19 protein-coding genes and 1 tRNA gene are annotated in these 23086 nt (G+C 47.7%); 7 read left to right on the top strand and 13 right to left on the bottom strand.

The genetic code is table 11. From position 1 onward, the window contains the following. Positions 1–173: 173 nt before the first annotated feature. The 3 genes from B9P82_RS09060 to trmB are packed head-to-tail and all read right to left on the bottom strand — an operon-like array spanning position 174 to position 1988. Entirely contained in the window at positions 174–893 is a 720-nt protein-coding gene (locus B9P82_RS09060) for a YggN family protein (RefSeq protein ID WP_016157447.1), read from the bottom strand. 49 nt (positions 894–942) lie between these two features. Beyond that, complete coding sequence (locus B9P82_RS09065) at positions 943–1269, bottom strand: YggL family protein (RefSeq protein WP_016154406.1); 327 nt, start codon at positions 1267–1269, stop codon at positions 943–945. Then, positions 1269–1988 (bottom strand): tRNA (guanosine(46)-N7)-methyltransferase TrmB, encoded by a 720-nt coding sequence (gene trmB / locus B9P82_RS09070; RefSeq protein ID WP_016154407.1) that lies wholly within the window; start codon positions 1986–1988, stop codon positions 1269–1271. Before trmB ends, B9P82_RS09065 begins: the two co-directional genes overlap by 1 nt. 160 nt (positions 1989–2148) lie before the next feature. Between trmB and mutY the strand changes: the two genes are divergently transcribed. The 4 genes from mutY (at position 2149) to B9P82_RS09090 (ending at position 6151) form a co-directional block, all read left to right on the top strand. Beyond that, positions 2149–3201, top strand: a complete 1053-nt coding sequence (gene mutY / locus B9P82_RS09075; RefSeq protein WP_101700293.1) for an A/G-specific adenine glycosylase — start codon at positions 2149–2151, stop codon at positions 3199–3201. A 27-nt stretch (positions 3202–3228) separates the two neighbouring features. Next, entirely contained in the window at positions 3229–3504 is a 276-nt protein-coding gene (locus B9P82_RS09080; protein WP_016154409.1) for an oxidative damage protection protein, read from the top strand. 94 nt (positions 3505–3598) lie between these two features. Beyond that, the gene (gene mltC / locus B9P82_RS09085) at positions 3599–4684 is read left to right on the top strand and encodes a membrane-bound lytic murein transglycosylase MltC (RefSeq protein ID WP_016154410.1); all 1086 of its coding nucleotides are present in this window, start codon (positions 3599–3601) and stop codon (positions 4682–4684) included. A gap of 210 nt (positions 4685–4894) precedes the next feature. Next, positions 4895–6151, top strand: a complete 1257-nt coding sequence (locus B9P82_RS09090; protein WP_101700217.1) for a nucleoside permease — start codon at positions 4895–4897, stop codon at positions 6149–6151. 55 nt (positions 6152–6206) lie between these two features. Here B9P82_RS09090 and B9P82_RS09095 read toward each other — a convergent pair whose 3' ends face one another. Further along, a complete protein-coding gene (locus tag B9P82_RS09095; RefSeq protein ID WP_101700294.1) occupies positions 6207–8342 on the bottom strand; it encodes an ornithine decarboxylase in 2136 nt (711 codons plus the stop codon). 467 nt (positions 8343–8809) lie between these two features. Between B9P82_RS09095 and B9P82_RS09105 the strand changes: the two genes are divergently transcribed. The 3 genes from B9P82_RS09105 to B9P82_RS09115 all read left to right on the top strand — a co-directional run bounded on the left by B9P82_RS09105 (position 8810) and on the right by B9P82_RS09115 (position 11064). Continuing rightward, the gene (locus B9P82_RS09105; RefSeq protein WP_047357842.1) at positions 8810–9517 is read left to right on the top strand and encodes a DUF554 domain-containing protein; all 708 of its coding nucleotides are present in this window, start codon (positions 8810–8812) and stop codon (positions 9515–9517) included. 105 nt (positions 9518–9622) lie between these two features. Further along, a tRNA-Phe gene (locus tag B9P82_RS09110) sits at positions 9623–9698 on the top strand. Positions 9699–9873: 175 nt separating this feature from the next. Further along, positions 9874–11064 carry a tyrosine-type recombinase/integrase gene (locus B9P82_RS09115; RefSeq protein WP_101700218.1) on the top strand — a complete coding sequence of 397 codons (1191 nt, stop codon included), beginning with the start codon at positions 9874–9876 and terminating at the stop codon, positions 11062–11064. A gap of 52 nt (positions 11065–11116) precedes the next feature. Here B9P82_RS09115 and B9P82_RS09120 read toward each other — a convergent pair whose 3' ends face one another. The 9 genes from B9P82_RS09120 to B9P82_RS28870 form a co-directional block, all read right to left on the bottom strand. Then, positions 11117–12106 (bottom strand): hypothetical protein, encoded by a 990-nt coding sequence (locus B9P82_RS09120; protein ID WP_101700219.1) that lies wholly within the window; start codon positions 12104–12106, stop codon positions 11117–11119. Positions 12107–12455: 349 nt separating this feature from the next. Then, positions 12456–15806 (bottom strand): hypothetical protein, encoded by a 3351-nt coding sequence (locus tag B9P82_RS09125; RefSeq protein WP_143704265.1) that lies wholly within the window; start codon positions 15804–15806, stop codon positions 12456–12458. A 202-nt stretch (positions 15807–16008) separates the two neighbouring features. Continuing rightward, the gene (locus tag B9P82_RS09130) at positions 16009–17370 is read right to left on the bottom strand and encodes a hypothetical protein (RefSeq protein ID WP_101700221.1); all 1362 of its coding nucleotides are present in this window, start codon (positions 17368–17370) and stop codon (positions 16009–16011) included. A 433-nt stretch (positions 17371–17803) separates the two neighbouring features. Then, complete coding sequence (locus B9P82_RS28865; RefSeq protein WP_246842099.1) at positions 17804–18088, bottom strand: hypothetical protein; 285 nt, start codon at positions 18086–18088, stop codon at positions 17804–17806. A gap of 44 nt (positions 18089–18132) precedes the next feature. Continuing rightward, positions 18133–20136 carry an AAA family ATPase gene (locus B9P82_RS09135; RefSeq protein WP_246842101.1) on the bottom strand — a complete coding sequence of 668 codons (2004 nt, stop codon included), beginning with the start codon at positions 20134–20136 and terminating at the stop codon, positions 18133–18135. Continuing rightward, on the bottom strand, positions 20111–20776 hold the full coding sequence (locus B9P82_RS09140; RefSeq protein WP_101700222.1) for an ABC-three component system middle component 1: 666 nt from the start codon (positions 20774–20776) through the stop codon (positions 20111–20113). The genes B9P82_RS09135 and B9P82_RS09140 overlap by 26 nt, the downstream gene beginning before the upstream one ends. After that, a complete protein-coding gene (locus B9P82_RS09145) occupies positions 20757–21989 on the bottom strand; it encodes an ABC-three component system protein (protein ID WP_101700223.1) in 1233 nt (410 codons plus the stop codon). Before B9P82_RS09145 ends, B9P82_RS09140 begins: the two co-directional genes overlap by 20 nt. Positions 21990–22045: 56 nt before the next feature. Further along, the gene (locus B9P82_RS09150; protein WP_101700295.1) at positions 22046–22294 is read right to left on the bottom strand and encodes a PerC family transcriptional regulator; all 249 of its coding nucleotides are present in this window, start codon (positions 22292–22294) and stop codon (positions 22046–22048) included. Then, positions 22281–23069, bottom strand: a complete 789-nt coding sequence (locus B9P82_RS28870; protein WP_246842103.1) for a hypothetical protein — start codon at positions 23067–23069, stop codon at positions 22281–22283. Before B9P82_RS28870 ends, B9P82_RS09150 begins: the two co-directional genes overlap by 14 nt. Positions 23070–23086 lie beyond the last annotated feature (17 nt).

Below are 23086 nucleotides of genomic sequence, written 5' to 3' on the forward strand. Positions count from 1 at the left end.
ACTTGAATTTGCAGCATTATGTCTATCTTACAGATGAATAATGTGACGCCATCCAATTAACCAGATTTATATCTCCATCAAATTGTTATTCTTAGAGATGGATATCAAAAAAACAGAAAAATACAAAATAAAACGGCACAGAATGTTTCTGTGCCGTTAAAAAGAGGTGAAGATTATTTCAGAGTGCTAACCAGCGTTTTACGATCGTTTTCCAGCGTCACGACGCGGGCACAAACATCTTTGCCAAACTGCTGGAAGTCTTGTTCCTGATTCTTCCATTCGTTCTGAATTGAGGTTTGCAAACCTCCGAGGCTTCCGAGCACGCCCTGCAGCGGATTACCACCGCCTTTGAGCACGGCTTTCGCCCCCATCTCGTTGATGCTGTCCTGCAAAATACCGCCCATCGCCTGATTGACCAGCTGTTGTCCATCCGCGCGAACCTGATCAATCGCCTTATAATGGAAGGTCAGGCCGTCAGTGCGATGCTCAATAATGCGGTTCATCTGCTCTTTCAATTGCGCATCCAGCTTAGTTAAGCGGCCACGCATGTTGCTGCTTTCGCCGACCTCTTTGGCGATGATTTTATCCAGCGCCACGCGACCTTTCTCCACGCGCGCTCTGGCACCTTCATCAATCCACGGCAGACTGCTACGCAACGCCGCCTGATAATCTTTGGCCTGTTCACGCTGCGCGGCGTTCAGGTTGTACTGTTTACCGTTAAAGGTGACATCACCGGCCTGGGTTATGACCAGGTTGCCGTTCTCACCCTTCACCTGTACCGTTTGTGGACTCAAAATCACATCGTCACGCGGGGTGACGCTGCACTGATAATCAGCATGTGCGGCCATCGCCGTGAACGTTAGGACTGCCGCCAGCAGCGTTTTGCGCATCATATCTTTCCCTCAATACAAATTGGGCCGGCATTTGCCGACCCTTTGCTACTTAGTCCCACCAAATATCGAAAAGTTCGCTGGTGCGCACTTCTTCGAGTTTGTGCTCTTCCAGCCACTTACGCACGATAGCCTGATGTTCTTCGGTGCATTTGCCGATTTCCTGCAGACAGATCAGACCTTCCCAGGCCAGATAGCCGCTGCCGTCAAAGGCCAGCTTGTTCGGTTCGATAACTTCATTGATAAAATCATCAACAATTTGATCGACCTGCTCTCCAGATGTACCTTCCGGGAAACGCCATGCAACCGAAAATCCTACTTCCTGGAATTCGTCGATGTGCATTTTTTTACGCAGACGACGGCTACGGTTCTTTGCCATTATTTCACCCTCTCGAACATTAAGTCCCATACGCCGTGGCCAAGACGATGACCACGTTGTTCAAATTTGGTTACCGGGCGCGATTCCGGGCGCGGTACGTAATCGTTACTCTCTGACTGGTTTTTATACCCATCAATCGATGACATCACTTCAAGCATGTGCTCCGCATAGGCTTCCCAGTCGGTTGCCATGTGGAACACGCCGCCCAGCTTCAGCTTGCTTAAGATATGCTCAGCAAACGGTACCTGAACGATACGGCGTTTATTATGACGTGCTTTATGCCACGGGTCAGGGAAAAACAGCTGAACCATAGATAAAGAATTGTCAGGAATCATTTTATGCAGGACTTCGACGGCATCATGGCACATGACACGCAGGTTCTCGACGCCCTCTTCATGAGCTGAAGCCAGACACGCGCCAACGCCCGGTGAGTGAACCTCAATGCCGAGGAAATTTTGCTCCGGACGCGCTTTCGCCATCGCCACCAGCGAAGCCCCCATACCAAAACCAATTTCAAGCGTGACTGGCGCATCGCGACCAAACAGCGCAGCGAAATCCACAGGTTCTTCGCTGAACTCAACGCCCATCACCGGCCAGTAGTTTTCCAGCGCGTGTTCCTGCCCTTTCGTCAGTCGCCCCTGGCGACGAACAAAACTACGAATCCGGCGCAGCGGGCGGCCGTTTTCATCAAATTCCGGTGAAATGACGTCGTTCTTCATAAAAGTTTAGTCTGCTGTGTTTGAGTTCTGAAAACGGGCATTATCCAAAGTTAGTTGCCGGATGCAAGTAAAGGAAGAAAGTGAGCAGCGGAAAGTTCCGGTTTACACCCCGTTGCCGCTGTGCTGCAATCTTGCCCCCGGCAATAATGAAACGGTAATCATGCAAGCGTCTCAATTCTCGGCTCAGGTTTTGAGCTGGTACGACAAATACGGGCGGAAAACGCTGCCCTGGCAAATTGATAAGACGCCTTACAAAGTATGGCTCTCTGAGGTGATGCTGCAACAAACTCAGGTTGCGACCGTTATCCCCTACTTTGAGCGCTTTATGGCGCGCTTCCCAACGGTAACGGATTTAGCCCATGCGCCGCTGGATGAAGTCCTGCATTTATGGACCGGGCTGGGCTATTACGCCCGAGCGCGTAATCTGCATAAAGCCGCGCAACAGGTTGTGACGCTGCACGGCGGCTCATTCCCGCAAACCTTTGATGAAGTGGCCGCCCTGCCAGGCGTGGGACGTTCAACTGCAGGCGCGATCCTTTCGCTCTCCCTGGGTCAGCATTTTCCGATTCTTGACGGTAACGTCAAACGAGTGCTGGCTCGCTGTTATGCTGTAAACGGCTGGCCGGGTAAAAAAGAGGTCGAAAAGAAACTGTGGGAGTTGAGCGAGCAGGTTACGCCAGCCCATGGGGTTGAGCGGTTTAATCAGGCGATGATGGATTTAGGCGCCATGGTCTGTACGCGCTCAAAACCCAAATGTTCCCTGTGTCCGTTGGAAAATGGCTGTGTGGCGAGCGCCGATGCAAGCTGGGCGCTGTACCCAGGTAAAAAGCCCAAACAGACATTACCAGAACGGACGGGCTATTTTTTACTGATGCAGCATGAAAACGAGGTGTTGCTCGCGCAGCGACCACCCAGCGGCTTATGGGGTGGCTTATACTGTTTTCCGCAGTTTGATGATGAGGATGGGCTACGCAACTGGCTGGCGCAACGGCAAATTAACGCAGATAATCTGACCCAACTTAATGCGTTTCGCCATACCTTTAGCCATTTCCACTTAGATATTGTGCCTATGTGGCTTCCCGTGTCCTCATTCACCTCATGCATGGATGAAGGCAACGCGCTCTGGTATAACTTAGCGCAACCGCCGTCGGTCGGACTGGCGGCCCCCGTGGAGCGTTTGTTACAGCAATTACGTGCCGGCACACATGTTTAACGTACCGGTCGATAAAGAGGATTTTTTATGAGCAGAACGATTTTTTGCACTTTCCTGCAACGCGAAGCAGAAGGACAGGATTTTCAGCTGTACCCGGGCGATCTGGGAAAACGCATCTATAACGAGATATCTAAAGAAGCATGGGCGCAATGGCAGCATAAACAAACCATGCTGATTAACGAGAAGAAACTCAATATGATGAACGTTGAACACCGTAAGTTACTGGAACAGGAGATGATTAACTTCCTGTTTGAAGGTAAGGATGTGCATATTGAAGGCTATACGCCTGAAGAAAAAAAATAAGCATCGCTTGCTGGCAATCTCGTAGGCCGGATAGGGTGCTTGCACTGCCATCCGGCAAAACGATACAACAACAAACACAACACGCACTCCCGGAATGATGAAAAAATTTCTCGCGCTTGCTGTTATCGCGCCGTTGCTCATCTCCTGTTCCAGTTCGACCAAAAAAGGCGACTCCTATAACGAAGCCTGGGTCAAGGATACCAACGGTTTTGATATTCTGATGGGGCAATTTGCCCATAACATTGAGAATCTGTGGGGATTTAAGGAAGTGCTGATTGCGGGTCCGAAGGACTACGTAAAGTATACCGATCAGTATCAAACCCGCAGCCATATCAATTTTGATGACGGTACGATAACCGTCGAGACCATTGCCGGGACAGATCCCGCCGGACATCTGCGTCTAGCGATTATCAAGACGTTGCTGATGGGCGATGATCCGGGTTCTATCGACCTCTATTCCGATGTCGACGACATTAAGATTTCCAAAGAGCCGTTCCTGTACGGGCAGGTAGTCGATAATACCGGCCAGCCTATTCGTTGGGAGGGACGTGCAACCAATTTTGCCAACTACCTGCTACAAACGCGACTGAAAAAGCGCAGCAATGGCTTGCGTATCATCTATAGCGTGACGATCAATCTGGTCCCGAACCACCTTGATAAGCGCGCGCATAAATACGTCGGCATGGTACGTCAGGCTTCACGTAAGTATGGCGTCGACGAGTCACTGATTCTGGCCATCATGCAAACCGAATCCTCGTTTAACCCGTATGCGGTCAGCCATGCCGATGCGCTGGGACTCATGCAGGTGGTACAACACAGCGCCGGAAAAGATGTGTTCCGTTCGCAGGGGCGCTCAGGCACGCCAAGCCGTAGCTTCTTGTTTGACCCGGCCAGCAACATTGATACCGGTACTGCCTATCTGGCAATGCTGAATAATGTCTATTTGGGCGGCATTGATAATCCGACCTCGCGTCGCTATGCGGTGATCACCGCGTATAACGGCGGCGCGGGCAGCGTGCTGCGCGTGTTCTCGAACGATAAAATTCAGGCCGCAAACATCATTAACAGCATGTCCCCTGGGGACGTTTATCAAACGCTGACCACCCGACACCCATCTGCTGAATCACGCCGATATCTTTACAAGGTCAATTCCGCACAAAAATCATATCGTCGCCGCTAATGTATCCCTCTCTTGCCCCCTAAAACGGGGGCCTGAAGAGGGAAAAACGTTAACTCCATCACTGTTTTGCTTTGCAATCCGAAATTGTTTGCAAATATTTGTCACAGGTAACAAAAAAAGAGTGCCTCTCGTTGATAGAATCACATCATATAGCCACGGCAAATGTGCCTTTTAAAACATTCATCCGCATTACGGTGTGAGGAAATTAACATGAATCTTAAGCTGCAGCTGAAAGTTCTCTCGTTTCTGCAGTTCTGCTTATGGGGTAGTTGGCTCACTACCCTCGGCTCCTATATGTTTGTCACCCTTAAATTTGATGGTGCATCCATTGGCGCGGTGTACAGCTCGCTGGGGATCGCCGCCGTGTTTATGCCTACGCTGTTAGGGATCGTGGCTGACAAATGGATCAGTGCGAAATGGGTGTACACCATTTGTCACCTGGTCGGCGCAGCAACGCTGTTCGCCGCAGCCGAAGTCACCACGCCAGGCGCCATGTTCTTTGTGATCTTGCTTAACTCACTGGCCTATATGCCAACGTTGGGGTTAATCAACACCATCTCTTACTATCGCCTGCAATCAGCCGGGATGGATATTGTTACAGACTTCCCGCCAATCCGTATCTGGGGCACCATCGGCTTTATTCTGGCGATGTGGGCGGTAAGCTTCTCCGGCTTTGAACTGAGCCATATGCAGCTGTATATCGGCGCGACGCTGTCCGTCGTATTGGCGCTGTTTACCCTGACGCTGCCGCATATCCCGGTCGCCAATCAGCAGAAAAACCAGAGCTGGTCTTCCATGTTGGGCCTGGATGCCTTCGCGCTATTTAAAAACAAGCGTATGGCGATTTTCTTCATCTTCTCTATGATGCTGGGCGCAGAGCTGCAAATTACCAATATGTTCGGTAATACCTTCCTGCACAGCTTCGATAACAATCCGCTGTTCTCCGGCAGCTTCATCGTTGAACACGCGTCAGTGATGATGTCGATTTCGCAGATCTCCGAGACGCTGTTTATCCTGACCATCCCGTTCTTCTTAAGCCGTTACGGTATTAAGAACGTGATGCTTATCAGTATCGTGGCGTGGATGCTGCGCTTCGGCCTGTTTGCCTACGGCGATCCAACACCGTTTGGTACCGTGCTGCTGGTTCTGTCGATGATTGTTTACGGCTGCGCCTTCGACTTCTTCAACATCTCTGGCTCCGTGTTTGTAGAGAAAGAAGTTCGCCCTGAAATCCGCGCCAGCGCACAAGGCATGTTCCTGATGATGACCAACGGCTTCGGTTGTATTCTGGGCGGTCTGGTGAGCGGTAAAGTAGTTGAACACTATACGCTGAACGGTATTACCGATTGGCAGACCGTGTGGCTGATCTTCGCAGGTTACTCGCTGGTTCTGGCTTTTGCCTTCGTTGCGCTGTTTAAATACAAACACGTACGCGTTCCGGCAGGCGCCCAGACTATCACGCACTAATCTTTATTGATTAAATAGGGTCACCTGATGGTGGCCCTATTTGGTCAGATGACGCTTACTTCAGAACATATCCATACAGACGTTTAATACCGTCTGCATCCGTTTCACTGTAAACCCCTTGCAGCTCCGGCGAGAAGCCCGGCAGCAGGTTTATGCCCTCTTCCAATGCCAGGAAGTAACGTTGCACCGCCCCGCCCCATACTTCGCCCGGTACCATGCACAGTACGCCCGGAGGATAAGGCAGCGCGCCTTCTGCCGCAATGCGACCAGCGGCATCACAAATACGCACCAGTTCAACATCACCGCGGATAAAGGCGCTGTTAGCATCCTGCGGGTTCATCGCCACGGCAGGCAAACTCTCCTGACGGAACATCGCTTTTTGCAGATCTTTCACATCAAAGCTGACGTACAGTGAGTGCATCTCCTGACACAGTTCACGCAGCGTGTAATCCCGGTAACGTACCGGATACTTGTTGAAGACGGTGGGCAGCACGTTTGCCAGCGGCGTATCGTCTTCAATATGCTGCTCAAACTGCGCCAGCATCGCGACCAGTTGCGCCAGTTTCTCAGCGCTTTCTGCCGGGGTCAGCAGGAACAGAATCGAGTTAAGGTCGCATTTCTCCGGCACGATACCGTTTTCACGCAGATAATGCGCCAAAATCGTCGCCGGAATACCAAACTCAGTATATTGCCCGGTTTGCGCATCAATGCCCGGAGTGGTTAACAGCAGTTTGCAGGGATCGACAAAATACTGGTCGCGTGCATATCCAGAAAAACCATGCCATTTAGCACCAGGTTCGAAGCTAAAGAAGCGACGCTCGCTGGCAATCACCTGTGTCGGATAGCTTTCCCACGGTTTGCCATCTACTACCGGAGGAATAAACGGTTGAAGCAGCTTACAGCGGGTAATAATCGCTTTGCGGGCCTCGATCCCCAGCGTCACACATTCCGCCCATAGCCGACGGCCGCTCTCGCCTTCATGGATTTTGGCGTTAACGTCCAGCGCCGCAAACAGCGGGTAAAACGGGCTGGTGGAAGCATGCAGCATAAACGCATTGTTCAGACGCTTATGCGGGCAGAACCGCGCCTGGCCGCGAATATGGTTATCCTTTTTATGGATCTGCGAGGTTTGCGAGAATCCGGCCTGCTGTTTGTGTACCGACTGAGTGACAAAGATCCCCGGATCGTTAGCATTGAGCTCTAGCAGCAGCGGCGCCCCATCGGCCATCATCGGGATAAATTGCTCGTAACCGACCCATGCGGAATCAAACAGGATGTAATCGCACAGGTGACCGATCTTGTCGATCACCTGCCGGGCGTTGTAGATCGTACCGTCATAGGTACCCAACTGAATGATCGCCAGACGGAACGGGCGCGGTTGATCAGCCTTTTGCGGCGCAACTTCTCGAAGTTGCTGGCGCAGATACTCCTCATCAAAGCAGTGCTCATCAATGCCGCCAATAAAGCCAAACGGATTACGCGCCGCTTCCAGATAAACCGGCGTAGCACCCGCCTGGATCAGCGCCCCGTGGTGGTTCGATTTATGATTATTGCGGTCAAACAGCACCAGATCGCCGCGCGTCAGCAGCGCATTGGTGACCACTTTATTGGCCGCAGAGGTCCCATTCAGCACAAAGTAGGTTTTATCCGCGTGGAAAACTTTCGCAGCAAATTTCTGCGCATGTTTCGCTGATCCTTCATGAATCAACAGATCGCCAAGCTTAACGTCAGCGTTGCACATATCCGCGCGAAACAGATTCTCACCAAAGAACTCATAGAAATGTCGGCCCGCAGGATGCTTCTTAAAAAACTCACCGTGTTGGTGTCCCGGGCAGGCAAACGTGCTGTTCCCCATTTCGACATACTGGGTAAGCGTGTCATAGAACGGCGGCAGCAGCTCTTCCTCATACTGACAGGCCGCAGATTCCAGCTCCAGCCAGTCCTGATCCTGACCGCGAATTACCGCATTAACGCCCGCAGGCATATCAACATCAGACTCTGCGAACAGAAACACAGGTAGATGAAAACCGGTGCGTTTCAGCAAAGCCAGGATCCCACTGCGGCTGTCCGCAACGGTAATGACGACTGCCGCAACGTCAGTAAAATCAGTACTGTCCAGCGACACCACCTGACGATGGCTGGACAGACGAGAAACCAGTTCACTACTGGCGGCAATTTTCATTGATTTCATAAGCGCAATAACCCGTTTCGGGAAAATCAAAAGTCCCGGACAACGCCGCATGGCTTTGCCCACGAAATGACAGGTCAAACTGGTTACCAGCCCCGCCCGCCAGACATCAGTAAAAGCAGATAGCCTCTGATTTTACTGTTATCCTGCAGTGAGCGTGCGCTGCCCTCACCGCATGGTGGGAGCGTAAAGATAAGTCGCGGGAAGGGGCAAACGTCGCGCAAAAAGGCGATGTTGAAGGCGATGTAGGGGGAGTAATATCATCCCAGGCAGCCCCATTCAGACAGGATAAAATTCGCGCAATCATGGCACCTTTCACTTACAGGCGCAAGATAAAATCCTGTGCGAAACCTTACAGATAAGCAAGCATTTCGTCTGAAAGTTGCGGCATAATAATGCAATCTGAAACATAATTTCACCCAGCTAATTGCCTTTAGTATCAAGACGATGATGGGTAAGCAGGAGCAAATGTGGTAATCGGACCCTTTATTAATGCCAGCGCCATTTTATTTGGTGGCATTCTCGGCGCGCTGCTCAGCCAGCATATACCAGAACGTATTCGGGTCTCCATGACCTCTATTTTCGGGCTGGCCTCGTTAGGGATTGGTATCTTGCTGGTTATCAAATGCGCCAATCTACCGGTGATGGTTCTGGCAACGCTCGTCGGCGCGTTAATTGGCGAGTTTTGTCATCTGGAAAAAGGGATCAATGCTGCGGTAGCCAAAGCGCAGCAGCTTTTCACCCGCTCGGACGCCAACGTAACGCACGAATCCTTTATTCAAAGCTATGTGGCTATCATTGTGCTGTTTTGCGCCAGCGGTACCGGGATCTTCGGTGCGATACATGAAGGGATGACAGGCGACCCGAATATTTTAATCGCCAAGTCATTTTTGGATTTCTTCACGGCCATCATTTTTGCCTGTTCATTAGGAATCGCGGTATCCGCCATTTGCATGCCGATGCTGGCAATCCAGTTAACGCTTGCCACCTGTGCAGCACTGATTTTGCCCCTGACGACGCCAGCTATGATGGCCGATTTCAGCGCCGTAGGCGGTCTATTGCTGCTAGCAACCGGTTTGCGTATTTGTGGCATCAAAATGTTTGCGGTTGTGAATATGCTTCCTGCCCTGCTGCTGGCAATGCCGCTTTCCGCCGCCTGGACGGCATTTTTTGCCTGAGAATGCGTGCATTAGCAGCAATGTGGTGATAGATTGTGCAGTCTGCATTGATTTGAAGAAATTTCGTTGACGAAGCGAAGCGAATCGGGTTTAATGCGCCTCGTTGCCCGGATAGCTCAGTCGGTAGAGCAGGGGATTGAAAATCCCCGTGTCCTTGGTTCGATTCCGAGTCCGGGCACCACTTTCACTTCTATGTACGTCTCCCAAACTCCACAAAACTCAAGTATAATCACTGCCATACATCACTTTCTGACATTTCGAACTCCACTGACCTCAACTCAACTCTCTCTAAATCAAGTTGCATCTGGGGGCTTTTCAGGGGGCTCTTCTTGTTCAATGAAATTTGAGGCCCCCATATGGCACTGACAGCCCGGCAGGTCGAGACCGCTAAGCCTAAAGAGAAAGACTATAAACTCTCTGACGAACGTGGCCTTTTTCTCCTGGTGACCACCACCGGAAAACGATACTGGCGGATGAAATACCGTATCGCCGGTAAAGAGAAAAAGTTATCTATAGGCGTTTATCCTGAAATCTCTCTGGCTGATGCACGTGTAAAACGCGATGAAGCCAGAAAGGTGATTGCTGAGGGTGGTGATCCGAGTGAGAAAAAGCAGCTCGAAAAACTGGCCAAAAAGATATCCGTCGTAAATACCTTCAGGGCGCTCGCTATCGAGTGGCATAAGCACAAGTCTATCTCATGGTCGGAAAGCTACGCTGAGAGCGTTCTGGAAGCACTGGAGAAGGATATCTTCCCGCATGTAGGCAAACGTCCTGTCGCGGAGATCCTGCCTCTGGAGATGCTGGAAGTTTTACGGCTGATTGAAAAGCGAGGTTCGCTGGAAAAACTACGTAAGGTCAGGCAGTACTGCAATCAGATCTTCCGTTATGCTATCGCAACAGGACGTGCAACGATTAATCCGGCAGCGGAACTCACCGGTACACTGACTGCACCAAAGACAGAACACTTCCCTCACCTTCAGGCTTCTGAATTACCGGCGTTCCTTGCCAGCCTGGCCGGTTACCATGGCAGTTGCATTACACGTATGGCAACCAGCCTGTTGCTACTGACGGGGGTCCGTACGATTGAGCTACGTGCAGCTGAATGGCTCGAGTTTGACCTAGAGAATGCGATCTGGACGATCCCAGAAAGTCGTATGAAGAAACGCCGCAAACATCTGGTACCGTTGTCAAATCAGGTTCTGGCGATCCTGCAGGAACTCCGTACCTACACTGGTCAGTACCAACTGGTATTTCCAGGGCGCTGTAATATCAACAAACCGATGAGTGAGGCCAGTATCAACATGGTGATCAAACGCATTGGTTATGATGGCAGGGCTACCGGCCACGGCTTTCGCCACACCATGAGTACCATTTTGCATGAGCAGGGGTTTAATACAGCCTGGATCGAGATGCAACTGGCTCATGTGGATAAAAACTCAATTCGTGGAACCTACAACCACGCGCAATATCTTGAGAATCGCCGTGAAATGATGCAGTGGTACGCTGATTATATTGATAGGCTGGAAGGTACAAATACCTCAGCATAAAAGCTCAGCCCATAAAGGGCTGAGCTTTAGCGTGTTATTCTTTTTTTAGTAATTAGCGCACACTCTTCCGTATGTAATCGCCACCGAATAATTTTTCCATTTTATCCTTAATACTTTTCAAACGTTTATCAATGTAGATACTATGAGTGGCTTTTAAACCAGACAATCTCATCAACGCCTGCGTAGTTAAGAATTGTTCTTTATTACTATCACAGACATATATTAGAAGTTCCATATTGGATTCTTTTAAAAACGCGCTAACTTCCTCATTATATTTCACTATCAACTGTGCATATTCATCCTTCAGACCAAGTCGCTTAACATGTTTTTTAAGTTTCGGTGTTTTTATATCAGCTAAATCATCAGGCCTGACCGTGGCGAATGAGTTGTAAAATTTCCTGAGATCTGTCACGTTATCTAAAAGACGTTTTAAATCCATTGATGGAGAGATGGCACTAACTTTTCCCAGTTTACTTTTAATCCAGCTCTCCTGGGGGAATATTTCTCCATTTTCATCTTCAACTGTTTTGAATTTTTGCACATCAACAAACACATCCCAGTTATTTGTTCTCCGAGCATCATAGAGAAAACGCAAAACCTCATTGGGGAAGGTATTATAAATTTCGCTTAGTTTACCTTCAACCTTTTTGACTGTTTTTTCAAGGTCCACAATATAACTCGCCGTTTCCAGTTTTTTTCCGAGTAATAATGACATTTTCTCAAGTGCTTCTTTCCGGTCAAGTTCATCATTAACACGATTCTTTTCCCGGATGAAGTCATCATGGGCTGAAAAATAGTTTACCGCACAATCACAACCAATCAGTGCTTCAACACCTTCCAGAGAAACACCCAGCCAACCATTATTGTGTTTCTGACGACAAATACCTTTATTTGTACGTACCTGACAAATATGCCTTTCCTTAAAAGAATATTTACCAATGAGTTTATGAAAATTATCAGGGCTGATCTCATAATGTGGATCAAAAGCAGGACGTTTACAAATATCATCGTAGCTTAAAAAACGCTCAGAGCATGTGGTCATTAGTTCTCCTGTCCTGGATTAAACTCTGACACTGGGGTCGTATACAGCACTGGTTAAATATACACCAGGTTGGCGATAAAAACAACACTACGTCATGTAACGCAATGAAGAGTACAGGAGATATTCAGGGTAAGCGCTAAAAGCCAAGTGATAACCCGAAAGGCGCGGATACGGGCACCACGTTGGCTGCAGCGCGCATAGATGCATAAACTGACGGCTGGTAATTAATCGTTTTGTTATCGGATTCGGTGATTGCCTGAACGCACTCCCCCCAATACGACGGCAATGACACAGAATGAATGGCAGGCTCACAACAGATGATTAGCCGCCACCGAACAGCTCATAACCTTCATTTTCGTTCAGATGCTTTTTCGGAAATGCGGTCGGAAACAACATGATTCCTATGAAGAAGTGCTCCCTTGGCGCTATCCTCTTTAACTTCCCCGGACCAAATAGCGTAAAGCTCACTGACTTTTTCATCACCCAGTTCGTAGGCAAAAAATGTGGAACCAATCACACGTGGTTTTATTCGCCATTCCACATATTCATTATCAGGTTGTCCATAGAATTGTCTTACCGAAGGCTTAATATAGCGCTTATCAATATCCTTCTCGATGGCGGGATGATTCGATAGCAGGTGTACACCGTTATGGTATGGAAATGCCACAGCCGCTAATGCGTTATCTTTTGCAATCTGGATAGCCACATCGAAAAAGGCATCAACAATAGACGAACTCGTGTGTGTGGCCAGCATCTCGTCAGTTGGGTTAATGGCCCGAATGATGAGGCAGTTTTTATCTGAATGCAGTACCTTAATCGGTTCAATGTAGATTAGGGCCATACCCGCCACACATCGTTGCTTTTGGTTAAAAACTACCAAATGGGCATGCCGGGGCTCTTCCCACATTAGAGTATTGTTACGCGTACACAGACCGACTGTCTGTTTAGCAAAGAAGGCAGCAGGATGTTTGGATAAAAAGGCAGACAACATTGTTGTAAGCTCCCCGGATTTATCCTGCACGAATTTGCTTTTCTCTCTGATTATCCAGCGCTGACATACAGTCAAAACTAGCTCCTGAGCCAGCCGGAATCCTTCAAGCAACTGTTCTGCTCCACCACCCGCTGAACATACTCTATTTCCGGCAAGCCTCTCTGCAAGAAATGCAGCGTCTGAGTCGTCGAATTGCCGGAGAAATCTGGCAGAATGTTCACTGAGGGCATCAGGCAGGGTACTGTAAAAAAGCTTCTCCAGTTGCTCAATCCGTTCGAACGTTTGCTCCCCTTCTTCGGCCATATGAGCAACAATCTCCAGATCTCTGGAAATCCACTCAGCGACTACAGAATCGGCTTGCGCGGCTGAAAGTAACACTCCCAGATGGGCCGCCAGAGCCCATGGGTCACTGGCGGCGTGATATAATCTTCTTGCTTTCAGGTGCTTACATGCCACAAAAATATCACCATATCCCTCGTTTCTGAACTTCGTGCTATACGCCGCAGCTGCAGCCATCGCAAGTAAGCTTTTTCGTTCAAGCGAATTTTTCAACTGACGGACTGAACCCTGCCACACCATCGGATAATGGCTGCGAAGTCTCATCCCTGCCAGGTGAGTCTCATATCCAACTAGTTTTGCCCAGTTCATGCCAATCGATTCAGTGGAAGAACGGTACAATAGCGCTATTGCATCCACCTCAAGCGCATCCAGTACGGGTGATGAAGGCCCCTTACCACAAAGTAAGTCATTAATCAGGGGAGTCAGCGCGGTCAGTTTAGCATTGAGTATCTCAGGAGCATCCCATGCACTACCCACAACGCTCTTCAGGAGAATACCGCCTGTCTGTTGAAGCACCAGCGGTAAAACGGGAAGCAATGCCTGTAACTCACTTGCAGACTGTGCCTCATAGGCTTTGTCGTACGATGCCTTCATTTCTTCATCGGCGCGGTAAGGCCGGCTCCCTAAAACGCCTCTGACGCGGGTAGTGACAGCATCAACAATACAATGTCGGTTGCCCTTGACGAAGCTGAAATTGTTTCGATTAAAAGCATCTTCAAGCAGCAGATAATAGACATCATCAATTCGCCACCAACGATCGAGCCCGTGAATACCACGAGCATGGAAGTACCAGTTTCTGAGCGCCTGAACACTGCATAAACCACAATTCTCAACGAGAAAAGTCAACATACTGGGTCCGAGGGTAACAACAGGTGATATCTGCTGTAATTGCTTAAAATCGGAAACAGGAACCACACCTAATAAATATATGTACCCTGCTGAATGTCCCCCTCTCAGGGCCTTTGCCACCCAATCGGCTATAACTTCAAACTCCTGACCTTTTCCTCGACCATCTAATATACTTAACCATACATCCAGCAAGTCACCTGATGAGTTTTTATAACAAACCTGGAAGGCAAGTATGGCGGAGGCAGCCCCATATCCATATTTAGTCAGTACGGTCAGAAAGTCCGATAATTTTTCTGGCTCAGAGAGATAATCACCGCATAGCGAGATCTGTTCAATACTCATCAAATGTGGTTCTGCCGCAAGCATGTAAAGTTGTTCTACAGGAATTAGACTATTTTCCTGACCGCTAACAGTCAGTATCAGCGACTGGCATTGAGCCAACCCACTAATATCAGCGCCAAGTTTTTTTAATTCTTCGGCAAAATCTACAGAAAGCGTACGATGAGAATTGAGTAACCTTCTGAATTTCATAACGTCTGTTGCTGATACAGCACCCAGTATATTCAGAACAAAGAACCAATTTTCTGGTGAGGTGCGCCAGAACATATCTCCAGCCTCATCAAATAAAGCGCTTATATCAACCTGACCATTTTTATGCATGATGCTCAGGTTTGTAATAAGTTGAGGTGGATTAAAGGAAGTTAACGGATAACGAAACACACCTGCAATATATTCCCTATCAATACCGCTGCTGAGCAATAATTGAATTACATTCTTTACACGAGGATAAATCTCCACATCGTCAATATAGTATCGACAATAATCGTCCCCCTTGTAATTTAGCCATTCAATCTCTTCCCGGGTAGTCACAATTTTCTCTTTGACGAGTATCCGGGCAAAATACCCCCTCAACTTAAAGTGACCATATTGACCATAGGGTACGATGTCGCTGACATTACGAATCCCTACATCATAAGTCGCCTTTATCCAGTCAGGATCGAGACGCTGTAGCGCCTGAAATTCTTCCCATGTAGAAGGGAGGTCTAAACGCCTTAAGGCGAAATCAATGCCAGCGGTGAATCTCACTGATTCCAGAGGAAACATCCGCGAAAAATATTTATTGAATATATATTCCCGCCCCTCATAAGTGCGCACCTGAAGCAAAATTGAGTGCATCTGACGCATAGTGAAACGTAGCGGAACAAATATTTGCGCGATATGTCTTAGCAGTGACCAACGTTTTGGATACAGAGAAGTAGATAGCGGGATCCCCAAAGCACGTCGAACATGATGCTCACACCCTATTTCATCAGGGTTTCTCAGGTAGCGAAAAGAAACTTGCTCGCGAAATTCAATAATCAGCTTTCGAAGTCTCCCGTAAGGATGAGGAGGTATAGTTCCATCAAATAAAACCTGATGACCACAACTTGTTGTATTCAACTTACAATATTTCAGGAGACGGGTCCGGAAATCGCGATAAGTTTCCTGCTCTTCGTTAGCGTCTATCAATGTATATCCCACTTATATTCAATACAGACAAATAAAAATAAAATTCTATGTGAGGTAAGAAGTTAAATTACCCATTACACCTTAATTATCTGATACCTTTCCACCATAGTTATATTCCTGTCAGAAAGCCTCTTTTCTCGTTCGGTTGCACTCAGAAACGTGTTTTTATTCCCACGCCACATTACTCTCACGCGATATCTAATAAATGAAAAAATCAGTATTCAAGGTACTCATTTAATATAGAAACCATTTTCTCCGACTCTCCCTTCAGCGCCATATTCAGCAATTTTCTGTAATCCATGCTGCGAACATTCAGAGACTGATTTGGCTCATAGTTGATACAACGGCCATTATCCAGTGCGTGGCAGGAGCGACTGGTCCGATGAGACATCAGATAATACCTGGCACAATGCCCGATAACGGCAAATAACCGGTATGCCGGATCATCAATCCCCGATTTCGGCCTTACTTCAAAAGACTGGTATTGATCGCCACCATTAGTAATATGTTCCCATAACGAAACGGTATCAGCTACACCAGTTTTCGACAGATCATAGACAATATTCCCTTTTGGATCGCCCGTATCCAGTCCCACCAGTCCGAAGAGTACATCCTGTTCAGCCCTGCTGAGGGGCAATAGTGTCCGGTATTTATTCTTTTTAATCTGATTTAAAATGACAGAATAATGATCACCTTTAAATTGACGGGTTAGTCCCCGTGCCAGCCGGTCAAACTGTGACTCAAGGCAACGTAACGCAATCAGCATTTCCTTCTGCCAGACGACGGAGACAGGATCATCATCCGGTACCTCAATGTTATTAACCGCATATCCGTATTCAAAACCATAAGCCGTTTGCCTGGCAGGACGCCAGCCAGCAGAGTTGAGTGCGACGTCATTAGAGGATGCCACGCAGAGACAAGTTTCGTTTATCTGGAAATCATCAGGAATCGGCTGGCTTAGCGGCCATTCAGGTCGATATCCTGTCGGATATAACCTCGCAATAGCCTCCCGGATCGCGGGTGACAGATTATCGCTAAGGCGGGTCCGTTTTTCGTCTTGAGCATTCAGCCTTTCTAGCGAAAGTGGCCAGGGCTCCCTCACTCCGCCCACCAGTTCCGGAACGCCTTCCCCATGAGCAAAAATATGCGGATAACTCTGATGATGCCTTACCGTTGAGGAAAATTTTTTATCTCCCCCAGCGGGATATTGATACGCAATATCTTCCCTTTCCAGCCAGTCGAAAAATGCAGCATCCAGACATACTTCAAGTCGCCGATCAATAATCAGTACATCCGGCTTCCCGGTTATTTCCTTTACATACTTGTTTGAATAACTGCGGGACCAGAAATCGCAAAGAAACCCCGTAGCTGAAAACATGCTTTCCGGAATGAAGAAATGGCGATAATGAAGGGGTAAATTTTCAAACGAAATGCCGGCAACATACACAACTTCAAAACCATACTCATCTGCGTTTGCAATCATGTCATCAAACCGCACGATTCCGTACTCAGGGTGTCGGAAAACACGTTTGCATGTCTGAACAGTAAAATAGTGAACTCGCTGATACAACGACATTATGACTCACCTGTATTGAAGTTGACGGACATATCGATATGCCAGACGGCTTTATATTTTCATGCGATAAACCATGAATAATGAACACCTTTGATAATGAAAGACGCCATACTGGCGACGTTTCTATCAGTACCCGTCACCGTGCGCCATGCCTCGCTGAGTATCCCGCTCATCCTCATACCACCTGACCTTCACCGGATGGCGGAGACCAAGAGCATAACTCTGGTTTACAACAGCAGATTTCGTCCGTCCGGTCAGTCTTCTGGCAACACGAGGGCCTTCATTCACGTAATATTTCTACTGGATACGGTTTTCGTCCTCATGTCAGCGTCGACGGTAAAGATCCAGATAGACACATTCTATCCTCACTACGAGGGCTGTCAGAAGATCTTTGTAGCGACGCCAGGCTCTACCAGGTGGTCATGTGTCGCATTTACAAAGCTTCTTTCGCCAAAAGCTGCATGTTGAGCGAACTTGTTGCCAAACCTGCTCTGTCGAACCGGTAGCGCATATAAGCTGAAATATCGTCCTCGTGTGAGGAGACAACCAACTGACAATGCTTGAGCTCACAACGGAGTAGATCGGTCAGGGATGCAACGTTGACTTCATCCAGGGATTGAGACGGGTCATCAATCAGGATTAGAGGCACCTGTGAATAGACTTTGTTGAGCGAGAGGAAGAAGGCAAGGCTGAGGGCGGACACTTGCCCAGAACTCATGGACATCACTGCATCGTGCTCAGACTTCTCGGCAGTCAGGAACCTTAATTGCGTACCTTCTCGGCTCTGATAAACAGGCCCAGGCCACGTTGGTAGTTTTGGATCAGACGGCCACTGTAGATGTGGAATATGAACTCAATAGCCGAAATTGTCTGGTCGGTATAACTTTGCTCTGTCTTCTTCAGTGTACTGCGGAGCTTTTCGATTTTATCTTGTGCTTTTTGGGCTGCCTTAGTTTCCTTTTCGATAACTTTAAGCTCGGTAATACAGGTTTGGAGCCTGGAATTTTGAGCCTCATTAGCTTTAATCGATATGTACTTCTCTTTGTCCTTCAGATCTTCAGCCGTGACTATATAGAAGTCCTGTAAGTCTTTGAAAGCGCGATTTGTGGTTTCTCGCCAATCCTCCGGCAGCGCTAAGGCATCAGCTTCAACCTGTTTTTTATTTCTTAGAATTTCCTTAAGCTTTTCAAATCGTTCATCTACTACGTCATCAATTTCCGTGAATGCATAAGTAAATTGAATATTTTCGCTTTGCAGGTTCTCCAGTAGCTGGATAATTGCCGGGAGCCGAAGCTTAATTCTGCTCAGCGCCACATGAAGATTTGGTTCAAAGGTAGGCGTAAGAAGTTTCAGGCGGTCTTGTATATGGGTGTTGATGAGTTTCAGCTCAGCGTCCATAGCAGCAATAAGGATAACTAAGTCTTTACCGTCCTGCCCTAGCGAATCAGAGATCTGCTTAGTTTTTGCTTCAATGGCATCAACCATTGATTTGTGATCTTCCCAGTCAGCGCCACAGAGGGGGCACATCTTATCGTCGGGATAGGACTTTTTATGTTCCTCAAGCAGTTGCTTTTTCAGATGTTCCAGTTCGGCTACGACATTCGCGTTGGTGCTGCTTTTTTCCGCTAGTCTGTTTCGGGATTCAATTTGTAACTCAAACCACTCAAGGCGCCCATCTTTCCAGTTTGGTAGTGATCGGGCTTCTTCGACCTTGATGACCTTAGCACCGCGTTTGATGATGTTTGCTGAGCGCTCTAATTCATCAATCTCCTGCTTGATAGCTTCAAGCCCATCAAGCTTGCCAAGGTCTTTACCGAACCGAGCCAGGCTTCTCATTGATTCCTCATTACGCTCGATGGCAGCATCGATTGTCTCGTTGTGAATCCTGGTTTTTATCGTGGCTTTGAGTGGCAGAAGGGCAATAATCTTACGAACTGATTCCTGGTAGGCTGCATGGTCTACCGCAGAATACGATGAGAACAGTATCTCCTTGTCCCATCCAGGTTGGACATCAGTCGTCGAGAGCTTTTTGTACTCAACTACCCCAGCCTCTGCCTGCAAGGTGTCCCTCAGGGTGGCTATCTCTTCTTTAAGTGATGCAACTTTTACCGTGCGTTCTGGATTGTTGATGTACCTTGTAAGTTTAGTGTAGATAGTGTTGCAGTTTTCGATCTCAGCTTCAACATCGCTGATGTTAAAGAGGTTTCCAAGTTTCTCCTTACGTTCGTCTACCCGAGTGTGTAACAGTCGGTTTTGTCCTTGCTCGAGATAGTTAAGGAAAGAGAAGTTTTCCCTGAAATTTTTTCCGAAAATTTCGTCCAGGAAGTTGTTGTCGCGCAGATTGTTCTTGGTGAAATCAGATGATTCAAATTCTGGTAGCTCATAAAGCCTAAAGTTCCCATATTTGTCTGCACGATTGTTTGCTGGTTTTTTGAATATCGCCGCAGGGCAATGTCTGGCTAAAACAAGTTTGCGACCATCATTAATGAATTCAATCTTGATGCAGAGATCGTTATCGCCAGAGCGACTGTTCCAGAAGAGATTGTCTGCATAGTCTCTCTTGTTCCTGGTTAATAATGTATTGAATAGATTTTGTATTCGATTGATCTGGCCGGTAAGCAGCAGTTCGATTGCGTCGAAAATGCTTGTTTTGCCATAACCGTTTGGGCCGTCAAGAGTTAGCAAGGACGCCCCGCCAAGGTCCAATAAAATATTCTTGAATGCTTTGAAACTAGAGACTTCAATCCTGGATATTTGCCATTTCATTACGAATCATTTCCTTGATAAAGTCGTCAGCGTTTTTGTCTGTGACTTGCTGGATAGTCGAATATATATCGTTCAGGTCGGTTTCAGCTACAGCTTCAGCAGCTTGCAACCTCAAGGACACAAGGTTCCCTTGATGACCAGGTAGTTCTAAGAATGGAAGCTTGATAAAGGTCTTCGCAGCAAAACTGTATTGTGTTGCAACAAGAGGGTTTTCTTTATATTCAAGAAATTCCTTTTTGTCAGAAATCACAGATACCAGTTTGTCGTAGGTAAAATTAGCGAGCACGCTTTCTTCCGCAACACTGTAATAGAGGACATATTTTTTATAAAAGTGCGGATCTTCCTCAATTGCAAAAATTTCTTCTTCGTGATCCTTAAACCTGGCCAGAACATCAAGGCGATGGATACAAATCAAGTCGCAGTTTTTCTTAAAGCTTGGGTTTCTGAGAAATTCGTCAGGAGCAAGTTGATTGATTCTGTTATTTAGTTCGGCCGGATCCAGGAGATCGTCAAGATTATGTAGGACTGCAAACCTGATAGCAGATCCAGACTCGCGAATATAAAAGCTTGTGTTGTCCATGTCGAGTTTACTGACAAAGTCATGGGCCAGAAGTGCTTCATTAATGAGTTGTTTTATCATTCAGTCGTTCCTCCGCGTCGTCTTTTGTTATGACACTAATGCATAGCGACTTGGTGATGTTGCTCTCAAACTTTTCAGTGGTTTGCTTGTTGTCAAAGTCATCCGAGCTCGTGAATTTTGTATTAAAAGTGAATGAGGTTTCCGCTTTACTGGCGATTAAATGGTTGTACTCAAAAAGCAGTCTCAGCAGATCTCCGTTGTTTTTCATTTCACGGATCATGTCAAACTCACACTCTTCGCTTTCATCCACGTCAAGAGCGGTAGGTACGTAGAACCGATTTACGCTGTCAAGATAGTGCGGAAGATGGTTGAATATAGGTTCCATCGAAATAGCCTGTATCAGCTTGGTGTATCGCCTGATGTCGTTCTTCTGAACGTCTTGAAACCGCTCGGATGGTTTCATCATCTGGCAAAGGGTTTTTAATTCTTTGATATGCGTTTTGCGAATATGCTCACTCAGAAGTCTGGCTCTCTCATAAGTGGCATCACTCATTGTTGGTAGCATCTGATCCAACCTTTCTTCTAAATGGGTTTGGAGCCTGGCCTTTAATTTAACTGCATAGTAATCCCTATTCTGGTAGGGGTTTTCGGTCAGCAGTTCCGTTAAAATACTCCGGGCCTTGATACGACCCTCGTATGCGGCTTTGTCTTCTGAGATCCCGTCAACTTGATTCAATTTATGGTTATGTATTGCCTTGGTGCTAATTTTTTCTGACAGTAAGCAGTAGTTAAAATTTATAAGGTTATCGCTGACAATGATTGACTGTTTTTCACATAATTTTTTTATGAGTTCTTTGGTCAGTCCTTCAATCTCATCCAAACCACAATGATAGTTGTCTCCATAGCGATAGAATTTTACTGTTTCTCCGCTAGTGCCTCTGTGATCGCCTGTCTCATCTAGCGGGACAGATACATGGAAGTAACGAGTTGTCCCCTTGATTTTATCGTGTTCGATTAAAGTTGACTGTTCCAGCGCCTTGATATAACCACTTCGATATTTACTTATCTTAGCTTTGACTTGATGGGCGGTGTAGAGTTTTCCGTTTTTATAAATAGCGAAGTCGTCACTGCTGTCTAGCTGCAGCTCGAAGTCCAGATCGTTATCGTGAATCAGTTTAAGAGTGTGATATAACGCAATTTTCCCTTGATAAACGAAGCCGCTCCACGAGGATACGGCACTGGCTGGATACTTCTCATCATCTTCTTGGCTCACATGATCTCCTTTTATCGTTAGCGAGCAGCCAGTTAGCATAATGATATTACTGCTTTTCAAGACGTATGCGTATTTCTAACATCAGACCGTTTATTGACCCCTCCTGGCTGACTCAGTCCTATCCGCTCCTGAGTAGTCTTTGCAGCCCTCGCGATTTCCATCACATCCAGTTTCTCCGGGGAGTTGATGGGCTTCGCGCAGGAAAAACAATATTTTCTGTGCTGCATCACATCAAGCCAGCGACTGGCAGCCCTGCGCCAGAGACCAGCAGCCTCCAGCTTTTGTGCAACCTCATCCTCCACCATCATGTCTTACCTTTGATACCCGTTTTTTCCTTTTGAAGGACCTCAGCCCCAGACTGGTTACCCTGTGCTTTATCGCCGGGATCGTCCTGTGGGGAAGCTTCTCCTTTACCCCACGGGCACCAGACTCAGGATATATGGCTCTTAACAGGCTGTCTTCATCAGGCAGCCAAAGCCGGGCCTCTGTCAGCCCCATTTTTCCGGCCTGGGCAAAAATGGCCTCCCGGGTACGGGCTGGCAGCAACGCTTTTATTTTATCAATCCCTTTACTGTAATGTGCCTGCATCAACATCAGCTCGCTTTCCGTCCAGGGTCTGTTTTTCCATGTTCCAAGGCCAAATTTGACCACTGCAGCCCTCACCGCACTGACGCTTCTGCCCAGTCTGGCGGCAATTTCTTTTGTTGGCAGATTGCCGTAATGCTTTTCCAGAAAGGACTTATCTTCAAGGCTCCAGCTACTGCGACCAGTGAGCCCGGCAAGGGATGCCTGCTGGCAGATAGCCTTGCGTGAACGCCCGAGTAACAATGACATTACATACTCTATACCTTCTGTATAGTGGGTCCGGAGCAATGCCAGCTCCTCTTCCGACCAGGGTGGCGTCACGCCACGGGACAGACCTGAAAGCTGAACAATCCGGGCCACCCCATTGGTAGACCTGCCAAGCCGTTCCCCGATTTCACGGGCAGACAGCTGACCATAGTGTTGTTCCACAAACGTAATTTCGGCAACCGACCACGGTGTCCAGTGATTACGGTGACGCTGCGTTTTATCCACCATGTCAGACCTCCCTGGTA

The sequence above is a fragment of the Citrobacter sp. L55 genome, from assembly GCF_002850715.1.
GTDB lineage: Bacteria > Pseudomonadota > Gammaproteobacteria > Enterobacterales > Enterobacteriaceae > Citrobacter > Citrobacter braakii.